At 62.1% G+C, this 14,237-nt stretch carries 14 protein-coding genes; 8 read left to right on the top strand and 6 right to left on the bottom strand.

The features are described from left to right. Nucleotides 1-97: 97 nt before the first annotated feature. Both ABQJ48_RS25360 and ABQJ48_RS25355 read right to left on the bottom strand, forming a co-directional pair. Nucleotides 98-232 (bottom strand): MFS transporter small subunit, encoded by a 135-nt coding sequence (locus tag ABQJ48_RS25360; RefSeq protein WP_367840708.1) that lies wholly within the window; start codon nt 230-232, stop codon nt 98-100. 10 nt (nt 233-242) lie between these two features. Beyond that, complete coding sequence (locus tag ABQJ48_RS25355) at nt 243-1,646, bottom strand: L-lactate MFS transporter (RefSeq protein ID WP_367840707.1); 1,404 nt, start codon at nt 1,644-1,646, stop codon at nt 243-245. Between the two features lie 723 nt (nt 1,647-2,369). On the opposite strand from ABQJ48_RS25355, the gene ABQJ48_RS25350 reads away from it, so the two are divergent. The 6 genes from ABQJ48_RS25350 to ABQJ48_RS25325 all read left to right on the top strand — a co-directional run bounded on the left by ABQJ48_RS25350 (nt 2,370) and on the right by ABQJ48_RS25325 (nt 7,387). Then, the gene (locus ABQJ48_RS25350; RefSeq protein WP_367840706.1) at nt 2,370-2,591 is read left to right on the top strand and encodes a hypothetical protein; all 222 of its coding nucleotides are present in this window, start codon (nt 2,370-2,372) and stop codon (nt 2,589-2,591) included. Next, nucleotides 2,569-3,288 carry a GntR family transcriptional regulator gene (locus tag ABQJ48_RS25345; protein WP_367840705.1) on the top strand — a complete coding sequence of 240 codons (720 nt, stop codon included), beginning with the start codon at nt 2,569-2,571 and terminating at the stop codon, nt 3,286-3,288. Before ABQJ48_RS25350 ends, ABQJ48_RS25345 begins: the two co-directional genes overlap by 23 nt. Nucleotides 3,289-3,706: 418 nt before the next feature. Further along, nucleotides 3,707-4,165 (top strand): thiamine pyrophosphate-binding protein, encoded by a 459-nt coding sequence (locus tag ABQJ48_RS25340; RefSeq protein WP_367840704.1) that lies wholly within the window; start codon nt 3,707-3,709, stop codon nt 4,163-4,165. Between the two features lie 85 nt (nt 4,166-4,250). After that, a complete protein-coding gene (frc, locus tag ABQJ48_RS25335) occupies nt 4,251-5,498 on the top strand; it encodes a formyl-CoA transferase (RefSeq protein ID WP_367840703.1) in 1,248 nt (415 codons plus the stop codon). Nucleotides 5,499-5,559: 61 nt separating this feature from the next. Next, the gene (locus ABQJ48_RS25330) at nt 5,560-6,384 is read left to right on the top strand and encodes a fumarylacetoacetate hydrolase family protein (RefSeq protein ID WP_367840702.1); all 825 of its coding nucleotides are present in this window, start codon (nt 5,560-5,562) and stop codon (nt 6,382-6,384) included. A gap of 58 nt (nt 6,385-6,442) precedes the next feature. Then, nucleotides 6,443-7,387, top strand: coding sequence for an NAD(P)(+) transhydrogenase (Re/Si-specific) subunit beta (locus ABQJ48_RS25325; RefSeq protein ID WP_367840701.1), 945 nt, complete (start codon nt 6,443-6,445; stop codon nt 7,385-7,387). A gap of 91 nt (nt 7,388-7,478) precedes the next feature. Here ABQJ48_RS25325 and ABQJ48_RS25320 read toward each other — a convergent pair whose 3' ends face one another. Then, the gene (locus tag ABQJ48_RS25320) at nt 7,479-7,784 is read right to left on the bottom strand and encodes an HAD family hydrolase (RefSeq protein ID WP_367840700.1); all 306 of its coding nucleotides are present in this window, start codon (nt 7,782-7,784) and stop codon (nt 7,479-7,481) included. Between the two features lie 96 nt (nt 7,785-7,880). Further along, a complete protein-coding gene (locus ABQJ48_RS25315) occupies nt 7,881-8,828 on the bottom strand; it encodes a LysR family transcriptional regulator (RefSeq protein ID WP_367840699.1) in 948 nt (315 codons plus the stop codon). 389 nt (nt 8,829-9,217) lie between these two features. Between ABQJ48_RS25315 and oxlT the strand changes: the two genes are divergently transcribed. Beyond that, a complete protein-coding gene (gene oxlT / locus ABQJ48_RS25310; protein WP_367840698.1) occupies nt 9,218-10,573 on the top strand; it encodes an oxalate/formate MFS antiporter in 1,356 nt (451 codons plus the stop codon). Nucleotides 10,574-10,798: 225 nt separating this feature from the next. Next, the gene (locus tag ABQJ48_RS25305; RefSeq protein ID WP_367840785.1) at nt 10,799-12,250 is read left to right on the top strand and encodes an aldehyde dehydrogenase family protein; all 1,452 of its coding nucleotides are present in this window, start codon (nt 10,799-10,801) and stop codon (nt 12,248-12,250) included. 111 nt (nt 12,251-12,361) lie between these two features. Here the strand turns inward: ABQJ48_RS25305 and ABQJ48_RS25300 are convergent, their stop codons facing one another. Together ABQJ48_RS25300 and ABQJ48_RS25295 are read right to left on the bottom strand one after the other, a co-directional pair. Next, a complete protein-coding gene (locus ABQJ48_RS25300) occupies nt 12,362-13,339 on the bottom strand; it encodes a 2-dehydropantoate 2-reductase (protein WP_367840697.1) in 978 nt (325 codons plus the stop codon). Between the two features lie 220 nt (nt 13,340-13,559). Next, nucleotides 13,560-14,180: a LysE family translocator gene (locus ABQJ48_RS25295; protein ID WP_367840696.1), complete on the bottom strand. Its 621-nt coding sequence runs from the start codon at nt 14,178-14,180 to the stop codon at nt 13,560-13,562. Nucleotides 14,181-14,237: the final 57 nt, after the last annotated feature.

Genomic DNA, 14,237 nt, shown 5'->3' with positions numbered 1-14,237 from the left:
TGACGGCATGGGCGGCGGCTCGTCGTGTACGCGCCGCCGCGCCGCCTGCACCCCGTCGTCCGGACGCGCGGCGTGCAGCGGGAGCGTTTATTTGCGTTTATTTGAACAGCTTGGTCGCTTGCGAGATCGTATTGATCACACCCCATGCCAGCGGAATCAACACGTACAGCCAGAAGACGGCGAGCTTCACCTTGCTGGGGCGTGGCGCGGTTTGAATATGAGCGGTCGACATGCGTATCTCCTCAGGCGCCTTTTGCGATTTGTGCCTCGGTCATGTGGTGCTTGTCGTCCACACGCTTGACCAGCAGGTTGCAGATAAAGCCGATCACCAGCAGCACGGCCATGATGTGAACCGTCATGGTGTAGGCATCCGCTTTGGCGACGCCGTGCGCGACTTCGTACGCGCGAATGTAGTTCACCAGTACCGGCCCGGCGACGCCCGCGGCGGCCCACGCCGTCAGCAGGCGGCCATGAATTCCGCCGACGAATGCGGTTCCGAACATGTCCGCCAGGTAAGCCGGCACGGTGGAGAAGCCACCGCCGTACATCGACAGGATCACGCAATAGGCGAGCACGAACAATGCGATCTGGCCGGACGTCGCAAAACTCGGCACGAGGTAGTACAGCACCGCGCCCAGCACGAAGAACACCGAGTAGGTGTTCTTGCGGCCGATCCAGTCCGAAGCCGAGGCCCATACGAAACGGCCGCCCATGTTAAACAAGGACAGCAGCCCGACGAAACCGGCCGCTGCCGCCGCTGTGACCGTGTTCTTGAAGCTCTCCTGAATCATGACCGACGCCTGGCCGAGAATGCCGATGCCGGCCGTCACGTTGAGAAACAGAACCAGCCAGATCAGGTAGAACTGCGGCGTTTTCAGCGCCTGATCGATATGCACGTGATTGCGCGAAATCATCTTCTTCTGCGGGGTCTCGGCGGGCGTCCAGCCGGCCGGCTTCCAGGCGGCGGCCGGCACGCGGATTGCGAGCGCGCCGATCGACATCGAGATGAAGTAGGCGATGCCTAGTACGACGAACGTTTCGGCCACGCCGACGCTCGTCGCGCTGCGAAAGTGGCTCATCAGCCCCACCGACAATGGCGCGGCGATCATCGCACCGCCGCCGAACCCCATGATCGCCATGCCAGTCGCCATGCCGCGGCGGTCCGGAAACCAGCGGATCAGCGTCGACACCGGCGACACGTAACCGAGCCCCAGCCCGATCCCGCCGATCACGCCGTAGCCGAGATACAGCAACACGATCTGATGCAGATAGACGCCGAGCGCCGACACGAGGAAGCCGCCGCCGAAGCAGCATGCGGCGGTAAACATCGTGCGGCGCGGGCCGACGTGTTCGAGCCACTTGCCCGCGAACGCGGCCGACAGACCGAGGAAGACGATCGCCAGCGAAAAGATCCAGCCGAGCGCGGTCAATGACCAGTCATCGGGCGCGGATTGGGTGATGCCGATCACCTTGGTCAGCGGCCCGTTGAACACGGAGAAGGCGTACGCCTGGCCGATACACAGGTGGACGGCAAGGGCCGCGGGCGGGACCATCCAGCGCGAAAACCCCGGCTTCGCAACGGTGGCCTGCTTCGAAAAGAATGGGGCGGAGCCTGGCTGCCCCCCCGGTTCGGTGATGCTGCTCATGGTGGTCTCCGTCGAGGACATCGTTGTTATCGTCGTTTCGTACGCGATGCTTTGGGCGCGGCAGCGAAAACCCAGCAGGCTCGCACTGGTTTTCTATATGCATTCTGTTTTCATGTGACATGGGCAAATGCGCGGCGGCGTTCGCCGGGGGCAACGATAAGCCTCGAGGATGGCACTTGCAATATGAAGGTCCAGAACATAAGGCATTGTCCTGGTGAGAGTGTTGGGTAAGCGTTTTCGAGCTGGGAAGGCTGCAAGGACGCGTTGTCCATCGAACGGCTGATCAGCGCGACCAGACCGGTCGACTGCACCAGACCCACGCCGTAGCCGACCTGAACGCCGCGGCTGTAGCACGTGTTTGTGAATTGCGGAAGCGCGCCGGACCTGGACAGTGGCCGCCGTCGATCCATGGCAGGGTGGCCGGCAGGTCAGTGTCGCCGAGGCGATCGCACAATCCGTCTTGCGGCAGTTTTGCGCTTGTCGAACGCCGCTGCGCGTTCGGCGCGCGTTTTTCGCCTTTCCGCCGAGCCGTGCATGACGTGCAACGGTCGCGACGGGGGCCAAGCGGCGCGGGCCAGCGCGTGTTACGGTGGAATTGCGCTCACCGGACAGATGTCCCCATAAAACAACATACCGCTGATATACTACATACCGAATATTGATAGATGCGGCGTTGCAGCATATAATTAAGGCACTTACTTACTCATTTGTCTGGAGCTACACGTGGATCTCGTCCCGCTCATGCTGTTCGCCATTGCTGTTGTCGGTTGGGGCGCTGCCGCCACCGTGTTGTTGACCAAGTGGATTCCGCAGCCAGTCGCGCAGCTCGCGTCGCAACATGGCCGTTTCGTCGGCGTCGCTGAGCAGGGCGGCGGGGTGGCGCGGACGTCTTATCGTGCGCATGTTCAAGCAGAGGCGATGAATGTCGTCGGAACTTCGAACTGAATCGGTGGCGACTCCGCTCACCTTGTCGTTGCAGCCCATCGGCGCAGGCGCCAGCCTGCGCGATCAGGCGTATGCAATGCTGCGTCAGGCAATTGCCGACGCGGATATCTACCAGAACCACGAGGAAATCCGTCTCGACGAGCGGGTGCTGAGCGAATCGCTAGGCGTGAGCCGCACACCGGTGCGCGAGGCGATGACCCTGCTGGAACAGGAAGGCTTCCTGCGCATGGTGCCCCGGCGCGGCATCTACATCGTGCGCAAGAGCAAGCGGGAAATCGTCGAAATGATCCAGATGTGGGCGGCGCTCGAAAGTATGGCGGCGCGTCTGGCCACGCTGCACGCCAGCGACGAGGAAATCGCGCGCCTGCGGCACATGTTCGACAATTTCCGCGACGCGACGCCGGCCGAGCACATCGCCGAATATTCGGACGCCAACATCGCGTTTCATCAAGCCATTGTCGAACTGTCGAAGTCGCAGATCATTCTCGACACGATCAAGAACATCTTCATTCATGTGCGGGCGATCCGGCGCATGACGATCTCGCAGAGCGACCGCGCGTCGCGTTCGATTGTCGATCATCTGCGGATCATCGAGGCGCTGGAGCAGCGCGATACCGAACTGGCCGAGCGGCTGGTGCGTCAGCATTCGCTGGATCTCGCGGCATTCGTCGAGGCGAACTGCGACTTTCTGGACTGACGGCGGACTGAGCTTCTGACCGGCGTGGCGGACGACCCAAGGCCCGCGGTGTGAAAACACCGCGGGCCTTTTTCGTGATGGGCGGGCAAGCGCCCGGCCGGTGGGCAGGGAAAACGCGCGCTTGACGCATGATGAAATGTGGTATGTGATATATCAAACGGACGGCGACATGTAGCTCGTATCAGTGTTTTCCCTTGTGGACAGCCGCAATTCCACCGATCTTACGACGCAAAACCATACGTAGCAGGCCGGCGCACGGTTAGCCCGCGGAAGCGCGCAGGTTGAAATCGGTCTTGCCGGAAACTGATATATCACATACTGTATGTAGAACCGTAGGATCGCTCGGTAACGAGGAAAAGCATGTCGAAGCGGATGCGTGGGTTTTCAACCATGCACTGCGCAGTGACAGGAGACGAGTATGTCCGAAGTTGTTTCACGGGTGACGCCGCGAGTGGGCAGCACGACAGCCGATGACCTGGCCAGGCAGGAAGCCCACGATGCCGGCGTCGTCTCGGGCGGCCATCTGCTCGCGGCGGCGTTGAAAGTCCAACGCGGCCTGACACGCTTCCAGTTGAGCGGCGCTCGCACCATCGAGAGTGACGACGGCCGTGTCAACGAATGCATGCGCATCCTCGACGTGCGTCACCAGCAAGTCGCCGCCCATCCGGCCGACGGCTACGCGCGTCACACCGGCGAGTCGCGCTGGGCGGTCATGCCCGCCGGCGACTGCACGAACACAGTGACCGGCATCGCCAAGGCGTTCCCTTCCGAGCGCCCGATGCTGCATCTCGGCGGCCACTGCGAAGGCGCGCGCGAGCCGGCGCTTCGTAGCGCGCTCGCGCAGCGATCCATCGCACCGGCCGTTTCACGGTGGTGAACATCCCGGTGGACGCGCGCGAGTCCGCGCCCGCCACCAAGAATCACACTATGCACAAGCAATCGCAGCCTTCAGGAGACACGACATGAGCAAAGCACTCGACGGTGTGCGCATTCTCGACTTCACGCACGTCCAATCGGGACCCACCTGCACGCAATTGCTGGCATGGTTCGGCGCCGATGTCATCAAGGTGGAGCGGGCCGGCGCAGGCGACATCACGCGTGAGCAGTTGCGCGACATCCCGGACGTGGACAGCTTGTACTTCACGATGCTCAATCACAACAAGCGTTCGGTCACGATCGACACGAAGAACCCAGAAGGCAAGCGGGTGCTCGAAGCGTTGATCCAGAGTTGTGACGTGCTGGTGGAGAACTTCGCGCCGGGCGCGCTGGACCGCATGGGGTTCACCTGGGAGCGCATTCAGGAACTGAATCCGCGCATGATCGTGGCCTCGGTGAAGGGCTTCGGTCCCGGACCTTATGAGGACTGCAAGGTCTATGAAAACGTCGCGCAATGCGCGGGCGGCGCGGCCTCGACGACCGGCTTCGACGACGGCCCGCCGGTCGTCACCGGTGCGCAGATCGGCGACAGCGGCACGGGCTTGCATCTGGCGCTGGGCATCGTCACGGCGCTGTATCAGCGCACGCATACCGGTCGCGGTCAGCGCGTGCTCGCCGCCATGCAGGACGGCGTGCTCAACCTGTGCCGCGTGAAACTGCGCGACCAGCAGCGGCTCGATCGAACCGGCGTGATGAAAGAGTATCCGCAATATCCGAACGGAAAGTTCGGCGAAGCGGTGCCGCGTGCGGGCAATGCGTCGGGCGGCGGTCAACCGGGCTGGATTCTGAAATGCAAGGGCTGGGAGACCGATCCGAACGCCTATATCTACTTCATCACGCAGGCGCCGGTATGGGCGAAGATCTGCAACGTGATCGGCAAGGAAGAGTGGGCAACGCATCCCGACTACGCGACGGCCCCCGCGCGCCTGCCGCGTTTGAAGGAGATTTTCGCCGAGATCGAACGTTGGACCATGACCAAAACCAAGTTTGAGGCCATGCAGATTCTCAACAACTACGACATTCCCTGCGGCCCGATCCTGTCGATGAAGGAAATCGCCGAAGAGCCTTCGCTGCGCAAAACCGGCACGATCGTCGAAGTGGATCATCCGACGCGCGGCAAATATCTGACGGTTGGCAATCCCATCAAATTGTCCGACAGTCCGACGGAGGTCAAGCGCTCGCCGCTGCTCGGCGAACATACGGATGAAGTGATGGCCGAGCTCGGCTATTCGCCCGAGCAGATCAGCGCGTTGCGTACGGCCGGCGCGATCTGAGCGCGCAAGTCAACGTCCGCAGTCAACGAAAGAGCGTGCCGAAGCGCGCAGGGAGCGATGTATGGATACGTGGATGCGGTTCATGTCGAACGACGGGGGCATCGTGTTCGGCCGGGTCGAAGGCGGCTATCTGCACGAGTACGAGAGTTTCGAGCAGCCGGTGCCGACCGGCGCGGTGCTGTCCTCGCGCGCATTGACGCCGCTGGCGCCGTGCGCACCCGGCAAGGTCGTTGCGCTGTGGAACAACTATCACGCGCTGGCGGCGAAGCTCGACAAACCCGTCCCCGCGCATCCGCTCTTTCTGCTCAAGCCGGCAGGCTCGGTGATCGGCTCGGGCGAGCCGATCCTGCGGCCGCCCAGCTATGCGGGCAAGATCGTCTTCGAAGGCGAACTGGGCATCGTGATCGGCCGGCGCTGCCGCAATGCGAGCCTCGAACAGGCGGCTGATGCGATCTTCGGTTACACGCTCGTCAACGACGTGACCGCCGCCGATCTGCTCAACGAAAATCCGCACTTTCCACAGTGGTGCCGCGCGAAAGGATTCGATACGTTTTGCTGCATCGGACCCGCGATCGTCTCCGGCTTCGACTGGCGGCAGGCGCATCTCGTCACGACGCTGGACGGCGTCGAGCGGCAGCACTATCCGCTCGTCGACATGGTGTTTTCACCCGCCGAGCAGGTCAGCCTGATCTCGCAGGATCTCACGCTGGAGCCAGGCGATGTGATCGCGTGCGGGACTTCGGTCGGCGTCGGATCGATCAGGGATGGCGCGACGGTGGCGATCACGATCGACGGTATCGGCACGCTCAGCAATACGTTGAGCGTCGCCGGACGCACGGACGACGCTGCTCAGTCGGGGACAATCGCAACGGCGGGAGCGGCCTGAAGGAAGAAGTATTGGGCCAGCGGGCCGCGTCCCTGCCACGCAACTCGGAGAATCACGCATGCCGCAGACGTTTGATACTAGCGCGTGGATGAGCGTGTTGGCAGCGCTGGCAGCAGCGCTTGCCGCGGCGTTGGTCTCCGTGCTGACGGTTGCGCTTGCGGCTCTCGGACCCCGGCTGCAGGAGCGGCGATCGACCGATCGACCGTATTGGCAAGCGGGCGCGTTGGCCGCCGTGCTTGCAGGCTTGCTGGCGGCGGGCATGGGCGCGAGCGACGCGCTGATCGACGCGTCCGTAGCAGGCGCCGCTTTAGGCGCATGGCTCGTGCGCGGCCGTGATCTGACGCGGCGGCCGGGTCTTGTCACGCTGCTCGGCAGCGGCATGGGCCTCGCCGTTATGTCGAGCGGGATAGCGCGCTATCTGTCGGCGGCCACGGGGGGCGGCAATGTCGAGCGAATCGGGCTCTATGCCGCGGTATTCATCGGTGCGCTGATCTTCGCGACTTGCGCGATTGCGTTATACAAATTGCGCGGTGCGCTGCAATTGAACGCGGCGACCCGTCCTGGCCACCGCATCGTCAACGTGCTTGCGATGTTGCTGTGTACATGGCTGGGCTACGGCTTCGTGACCGAGCAGGCGCAGCCGTTCGGACTCGCCGCGCTGCTGGCGATGAGCGCGCTGGCATGCTCGCTAGGCGTGCATTTGATGACGAGCCGTGAATACTCGGAAGCGGACGATGCCGGTAGCCATCCGGGCCACGCTTTACAGATGCATGCTTTTGCAGGGCGCTCATCTGGCCTCGCGTGGGCCAAGCGTGGACTGCTCGCCCAGATCGAGTGGCATGGCGCAGAGGAAGAGGCGTGGACACTGCGTGAGACGACGCCAGGCACGCTGCGCGCGTCGGCATATCGAGATCGTCGAGGCGCACGTGCGAGCGCCAGCGCGATCAGGCGTCAACGCATGGGTGCCTGGCATCGCCCGACCCATGTCATTACGCGTCGCTAAATATATGAATATGCGAACCGGCACGACAGTCAGCGCGAAACTCGGCGGGCCTGAGCCTGCCCCCGAAGGGAGCCTCGGCCCGCCGACGTTCTCAGTCGGCCGACGCGAACTCGCTGTAGTACTGGTGTTTCTTGTGCAAGATCAGTTGCGCCAGAAAGTCCGCATCGTATGCGCGATGAAGATGACTGTGATACCGCTCGATGTACGCGGTGATTCGGGCCACTTCACCAGTGAATTCCTTCAGCATGTCGAGCGTCGCCCCGTCCCAGCGAAAGCGCAGGCCAAGGTCGCTGAACGCGGCGTTGTAGGCGCTCAGGTGAGCGTCGTCGGCGTGGTCTGTGGAAGGACGCGCAGCATGCGTGCTGACGGTGCGGGATTCAACGGGAGCATGGTTCATGATCGGCCTCCTCGGCTGCCAGGTGAGAGAACTCGCTTGCAGCATAGAAGTACTGAACGATTTGCAATAGTTAAAGTTTTATTGGATTTCCATAGCCTACTCTTTATATACGCTCAATTCCTTCACGCGCGTGATCTTCTCGATCAGGCTCGCGCCTTCTTCCATGAGGAAGCGCTTGAACGCGAGCGCCACCGGCGGCAGACGTTTGTTCTTGCGGTGCACCACGTACCAGTTGAGCATGACGGGGAAACCCTCTACGTCCAGCACGACGAGGTGCCCCAGTTGCAACTCGAGGCTGATCGTGTGCGCGGAGAGAAATGCAATGCCCATGCCGGCGATCACCGCCTGCTTGATCGTCTCGGTGCTTTTGATCTCCATCGCAATCTTCAGATTCGCAAGACGCCCGGCAAAGCCTTCTTCCATCGAATTCCATGTGTCCGAGCCGCGCTCGCGCACGATGAACGCCTCGTTCGCCAATTGACTAATCTGGATGTTGCGCTCGTGAGCGAGCGGATGCGAGGGCGCGGCCACGATGACATACGGATGCGGCGCGAAGGGCTCATTGGTCGCGTCGGTCTCGTGCGGCGGACGCACCATGACCGCCAGGTCGGTCTGATTGGTCGCGAGTTGATGCAACAGTTGTTCGCGATTGTGCACCGCGAGATTGAGTGCGACGCCGGAATAGCGGCGCGTGAACTCGGCGAGGAGCCGGGGAAAGAAGTAATCGCCGGCACTGATGACCGCCACGTTGAGCTTGCCGCCCGAGACGCCCTTGAGCTGACTCATCGCTTGATCGACTTCATGGAATTGCTGAATGATCGCGCGGCTGTAGTGGAGCATTTCGGTGCCGGCCGCAGTCAGGTAGATCTTTTTTCCCAACTGCTCGAAGAGCGGCAAGCCCGCGTGTTCTTCGAGTTGCCGCACCTGGGTGGAGACGGCGGGCTGCGTCAGGTGCAATTCCTCTGCGGCGCGCGAGAAGCTCAGATGGCGCGCCACCGTTTCGAAGACCTTCAATTGCCGCAGTGTTGCATTGCGCATTGTCATCGCCGATATATAAGCAAACGTGAATCGACATAATAACAAACTTTAATTATTAGTAATTTAGCAATGACCCTAGCATGGTTCTGTATAAGCCAAATTGTCGGTGAAACACTCGGGTTAACGCTTGCATCGCAAGCGGGGCGCACCCAACAGCCCGGCGGTGTCCACCTCGGCGTATTAATGATCGGAATAATCAGCGTTGCGGGAAATTGGGGTGTTCGGAGTCCGGTGTATTAAAGAAGCCGAAAAACAAAAATTAAATCTTCCCGAATGGCAAGGCTTTTCGGGGTTTAAACCATAAGGTGGACACATACAGCGCGGCGTGTTCCCCCGAGGGGACTTCCTTCGGGACGTTGACCGGCTGCACTAAATACATAGTGGAGACAAGGCTCATGGACAATATTACCCAGCAAACCCCGACTCGCATGTTCTGGGGCGGTCGGTGGTGGCAACTCGTTATCGGCATTGCGTGCATGGCGCTGGTGGCCAACCTGCAATACGCGTGGACCTTGTTCGTCGGACCGATGCACGCCAGGCATCACTGGAGCGAAGCGTCCATCCAGCTCGCGTTCACCATCTTCATCCTGACCGAAACCTGGCTGGTGCCTTTCGAGGGCTGGCTGGTGGACCGCTTCGGGCCACGGCCCGTCGTGGCGGCGGGCGCAGTCTGCGCGGGCTTGTCGTGGGTGTTGAACTCATATGCGACGAGCCTGGGGGTGCTGTACGTGGCGGCCTTCATTGGTGGGCTCGGCGCGGGCGGCGTGTATGGCACCTGCGTCGGCAATGCGCTCAAGTGGTTTCCCGATCGGCGCGGACTCGCCGCGGGGTTGACGGCCGCGGGCTTCGGCGCGGGCGCCGCGATCACGGTGGTCCCGATTGCCAGGATGATTACGCACTCAGGCTACGAGCATGCATTCTTCTTCTTCGGCATCTTCCAGGGCGTCACCATTCTGTTGCTAGCGATGCTTCTGGTGAGGCCGGCTCTGCACCAGAAAGCACTGCGCAGTAGCCGATTCGCGGTGTCGAAGGTCGACTTCACATCGCGGCAGATGATCAAGACACCGGTGTTCTGGGTGATCTACGCGTCGTTCGTGGCGGTCGCGGCGGGCGGTTTGATGGCGACTGCGCAACTCGGTCCGATCGCGCGAGACTGGGGCCTCGCCCGCATTCCGATGTCGATCTTCGGCCTGACCTTGCCGCTGCTCACCATGACGCTTTCGATCGACAACATCTTCAACGGCTTGACGCGTCCACTGTGCGGTTTCATCTCCGACAAGATCGGCCGCGAAAACACGATGTTCCTGATCTTCATCGGCGAGGGCCTGGCATTGCTTGGGATGATGCGCTTCGGCAGCAATCCGTATGCGTTCATGACGTTCGCCGCGCTGATCTTTCTCTTCTGGGGCGAGATATTTTCGATCTTCCCGGCCATTTGCGCCGATACCTTCGGCAGCAAATATGCGACTGCGAATGCGGGCACGTTGTACACCGCGAAAGGTACGGCGTCTCTGCTCGTACCGATTGCATCGGTGCTCGCTGCGGCGGGTGGCTGGAATCTGGTTTTCATCGTTTCCGCCACGATCACGATTGCCGCGGGCATTTCGGCGAAGCTTTTGCTCAAGCCGATGCGCGCACGCTGGATCGAATCGGCCAACGAGCCTCAAGAACCTCAAGGCGTGCTGGCGGCCGCGGGCAACAACCGCAACGCTTCCCGCTTGAGCCACTGGCCGGAGCAGACAGGGGAATAAACGGACGGCGCACTTTGCTTCGCAGAACGTGGGGCTTGCGTGTGATGCGGCAGCGGGCGGGCGAACGTTTGCCGCATCGCCCGCTTTACAGTCAGTCCGCGCGCCATAGGGGCACAAAGTCGACTGTCTCTCGCAAGCCTCAGCATCGGCCCCGATTGCTGGCGCTGCAAGTCAGTCGCTTTTCCGGCAGTCCGCGATATAGACATCCACTCAAGGAGCTTCATGATGGAAACTCAAACGGACCTCATACACCATGATCTGCTGATCGACGGCAAGCGTCTGCCGCCTGGCGGGGGCGAGTATTCCGTCGACATCAACCCGGCCACCGAAGAGCCGATCGCGATGGTCGCCCAAGGCAGCGCGGCGGACGTGGATACCGCGGTGGTGGCCGCACGCGCGGCCCTGAAGGTATGGAACTCGATCCGCGCGGCCGAGCGTGGCCGCATTCTGATGCGGCTCGCCGGTCTGATGCGCGCGAATCTCGACGAGCTCGCCGCGCTCGAAAGTCTCGATGCCGGCAAGCCGATTGCGGCAGTGATGCGCCAGGACATTCCGGCCGCGATAGATACGCTGGAATACTACGCAGGCTGGTGCGACAAGATCAACGGTCAAGTGGTGCCGACGCGCCCCGATGCATTGACGTACACGGTACGCGAGCCCGTGGGCGTGGTCGCCGCGATCGTGCCGTGGAATTTCCCGCTGATGATCGGCATGTGGAAGATCGCACCGGCGCTCGCATGCGGCTGCACGCTGATCGTCAAGCCCGCCGAGATCACCCCGCTTAGCGCATTGCGTATCGGCGAGCTGGCGCTCGAAGCGGGCGTACCTCCGGGAGTGCTGAACATCGTCACCGGCAAGGGACGTGTGGTCGGCGATGCGCTGGTCGCACATCCGGGCGTCGACAAAGTGACGTTCACAGGGTCGCCGTCTGTGGGGCGCGGCATTTTGCAGGGCGCTGCGAGCAACTTCAAACGTGTCACGCTGGAACTCGGCGGCAAGTCGGCGAACCTGATCTTTGCGGATGCGAATCTCGACAATGCAGTGCGCGCCGCGGCGTCGGGCATTTTCTTCAACACCGGCCAGGTGTGTTCCGCAGGCTCGCGTATCCTCGCGCATCGCGACGTCTATGACGAAGTGGTCGAACGGCTCGCCGCGCGCGCCAAGTCGATCAAAATCGGCGACCCGTCGGCGCGAGAAACGTCGATGGGTCCGCTCATCTCCGCTGCGCAGATGAAGACCGTGCTCGGCTATGTCGACGCGGGACGCGCGGAGGGCGCGTCGCTCGTGACCGGCGGTTCGCGGGTCGGCGAGCGTGGCTTCTTCGTCGAGCCGACGGTGTTTGCCAACGTCGAACACGAAATGCGCATTTCGCAGGAGGAGATTTTCGGTCCGGTTGCGAGCGTGATTCGCTTCGACGACGAAGCGGATGCGATAAGGATTGCTAACGGCACGTTGTACAGCCTCGCGGCGGGGGTATGGAGCGCGGACATCGGACGCGTGCACAGGGTGGCGCGCGACCTCAAAGCGGGAACCGTGTGGATTAACACCTACGGCTATACCGACGTGCGTCTGCCATGGGGCGGGGCCGGCGACTCGGGCTTCGGCCGCGAGCATGGCGATGTCGCGATCGAAAACTTCACCGAGCCGAAGGCGGTCTGGCTCGCGATCGATCAGTAACGCAATCGGGGCAGTCGCGCGGGAGAGCAAAAAGGATCGAACGCATTGGCGTTCGATCCTTTTTTATTGCGGCGAGATTGCCGCGAACAACGGGATGTGACGACGCTGCGCTCAATCGCCCTGCAATGCCATCCGCTCGCGCAGCTTGATCAGCGCAAGCACGACGTCAATCGTAGGCGTCGGTTCGGCGACGAGGCACCCCATTTCCTGTACCACCGTCAGCAGCGGATCGATTTCCATGGGGCGGCGATTTTCCAGATCGACCAGCGTCGACGTTTTATGTGCGCCGACCGCGCCCGCGCCGTCGATCCGCCGTTCCACATTGACCCGGAAATGCACGCCGAACTGCTCGGCAATCCGCTTGGCTTCGAGCATCATCGTGCGCGATACCGCGCGCGTGCCCGGGTCGCTGGTGATCACGTCGAGCGTGGCATGCGTCAATGCGCTGATCGGGTTGAAGCACAGGTTGCCCCACAGCTTGAGCCAGATTTCGTCGCGGATGTTCTCGCGAATCGGCGCTTCGAAGCCCGCGGCCTGCATGATTTCGTGCAGTTGCTGAATGCGGGGCGTGCGTTCGCCACTCGGCTCGCCGATCGGGAATTTCTTCCCGTACACATGCTTGATGACGCCCGGCTCGACGATCTCCGCCGCGGGGTACAGCACGCAGCCGATCGCCCGTTCCGGTCCGAGCTTGGTCCATTGACCGCCGTCCGGGTCGACGCTCGCGAGGCGCGTACCCGCGAAGCGTCCGCCGTGTTGGTAGAAGTACCAATAGGGGATCCCGTTGACGCCGGTGACGATCGCCGTGTGCTTGCCGAGCAGCGGCTGCATCGCGTCGACCACGCCGGGCAGCGAATGCGCCTTCAGCGTGATGATCACGAAATCTTGTACGCCGAGTTCAGCCGGGTCGGACGTGCAGCGAACCGGCGTGCTGAACGTCTGGCCGTCCATGATCAGGCGTGCGCCATGTTCGCGCATCGCCGCCAGATGTGCGCCACGGGCGACGAAACTCACGTCTGCGCCGGCGCGTGCCAGTTGCACGCCCATCAAACCGCCGATTGCTCCCGCTCCGAAGATACAGATCTTCATGATGCCGCTCCCGTGACTGTGAAAAGTCGCTTGCCCGCTACCGCTGTCGCTTCGCGCGGCAGCAGGTCACTGTCTGAGCATAAAGGGGCGCGACGAATGCAGATAGTTAAAATTTCTCGGCCGAAGCATTAGCAATTGCTTATGGAGGAAGTCGCGAAAATGCGGCTGAACGTGTACACCTGGCCGGATAGCACGTCACGCAACTTGCGCGTGCAAAGCGCTATCCTCGCCGCACGAGCAGGAAACTCACTCCGATCGCCGCCAGAAACCCGCCGCAAACGCGATTGAACCACCGCCGAACCTTCGCGCGCACGAACCATTTGCCCAGATACATACCCGCCCAGGAATAGAGCGCGACCGCCACCCACTCGAGCACCAGAAAGCTCGCACCGAGCACCGCGAATTGCGGCAGCATCGGCTTCGCGACATCGACGAATTGCGGCAGAAATGCGGTGAAGACCAGAATTGCTTTCGGGTTGCCTGCCGCCACGAGAAACTCTTGCCGTGCAATGCGTCCGAGCGAAGCATCCTGCGGTTGGGTGGTGTCGATTGCGGGCGCCTCGCTGCGCCATAGTTGAACGGCCAGCCAGATCAGATACGCGGCGCCGGTCAGCTTGATCGCCAGGAAGAACCACTGCGATGCGTGCAACACGACAGCGAGGCCGGTCGCGGCGAGCACCAGCATCATCGCGAATGCGACCAGCCGGCCAGTGCCGCCGACGAAGGCCGTCACGAAGCCATGCTGCGCCGCCACGTTGATCGACAACAGGTTGTTGGGCCCGGGCGCGAGGTTGATCGCGAAGCAGGCGGGCAGAAACAATAGCCACGCGGTGATGGACATGATGACTTGCACCTGAACGTTGCGTTCCGAACAATCGCGCGCAAAGCCGCGCGACAC

The organism is Paraburkholderia suaedae (assembly GCF_040812055.1).
Lineage (GTDB): Bacteria > Pseudomonadota > Gammaproteobacteria > Burkholderiales > Burkholderiaceae > Paraburkholderia.
This window is presented reverse-complemented; position numbering and strand designations above follow the sequence as displayed.

What these genes read in the sequence shown, in the direction of transcription:
- ABQJ48_RS25320 (WP_367840700.1), bottom strand. Translation starts at nt 7,784, where the DNA reads ATGAACCATGCTCCCGTTGAATCCCGCACCGTCAGCACGCATGCTGCG.
- ABQJ48_RS25330 (WP_367840702.1), top strand. Translation starts at nt 5,560, where the DNA reads ATGGATACGTGGATGCGGTTCATGTCGAACGACGGGGGCATCGTGTTC.
- ABQJ48_RS25340 (WP_367840704.1), top strand. Translation starts at nt 3,707, where the DNA reads ATGTCCGAAGTTGTTTCACGGGTGACGCCGCGAGTGGGCAGCACGACA.
- ABQJ48_RS25300 (WP_367840697.1), bottom strand. Translation starts at nt 13,339, where the DNA reads ATGAAGATCTGTATCTTCGGAGCGGGAGCAATCGGCGGTTTGATGGGC.
- oxlT (WP_367840698.1), top strand. Translation starts at nt 9,218, where the DNA reads ATGGACAATATTACCCAGCAAACCCCGACTCGCATGTTCTGGGGCGGT.
- ABQJ48_RS25315 (WP_367840699.1), bottom strand. Translation starts at nt 8,828, where the DNA reads ATGACAATGCGCAATGCAACACTGCGGCAATTGAAGGTCTTCGAAACG.
- ABQJ48_RS25325 (WP_367840701.1), top strand. Translation starts at nt 6,443, where the DNA reads ATGCCGCAGACGTTTGATACTAGCGCGTGGATGAGCGTGTTGGCAGCG.
- ABQJ48_RS25360 (WP_367840708.1), bottom strand. Translation starts at nt 232, where the DNA reads ATGTCGACCGCTCATATTCAAACCGCGCCACGCCCCAGCAAGGTGAAG.
- ABQJ48_RS25305 (WP_367840785.1), top strand. Translation starts at nt 10,799, where the DNA reads ATGGAAACTCAAACGGACCTCATACACCATGATCTGCTGATCGACGGC.
- ABQJ48_RS25345 (WP_367840705.1), top strand. Translation starts at nt 2,569, where the DNA reads ATGTCGTCGGAACTTCGAACTGAATCGGTGGCGACTCCGCTCACCTTG.
- ABQJ48_RS25295 (WP_367840696.1), bottom strand. Translation starts at nt 14,180, where the DNA reads ATGTCCATCACCGCGTGGCTATTGTTTCTGCCCGCCTGCTTCGCGATC.
- ABQJ48_RS25355 (WP_367840707.1), bottom strand. Translation starts at nt 1,646, where the DNA reads ATGAGCAGCATCACCGAACCGGGGGGGCAGCCAGGCTCCGCCCCATTC.
- frc (WP_367840703.1), top strand. Translation starts at nt 4,251, where the DNA reads ATGAGCAAAGCACTCGACGGTGTGCGCATTCTCGACTTCACGCACGTC.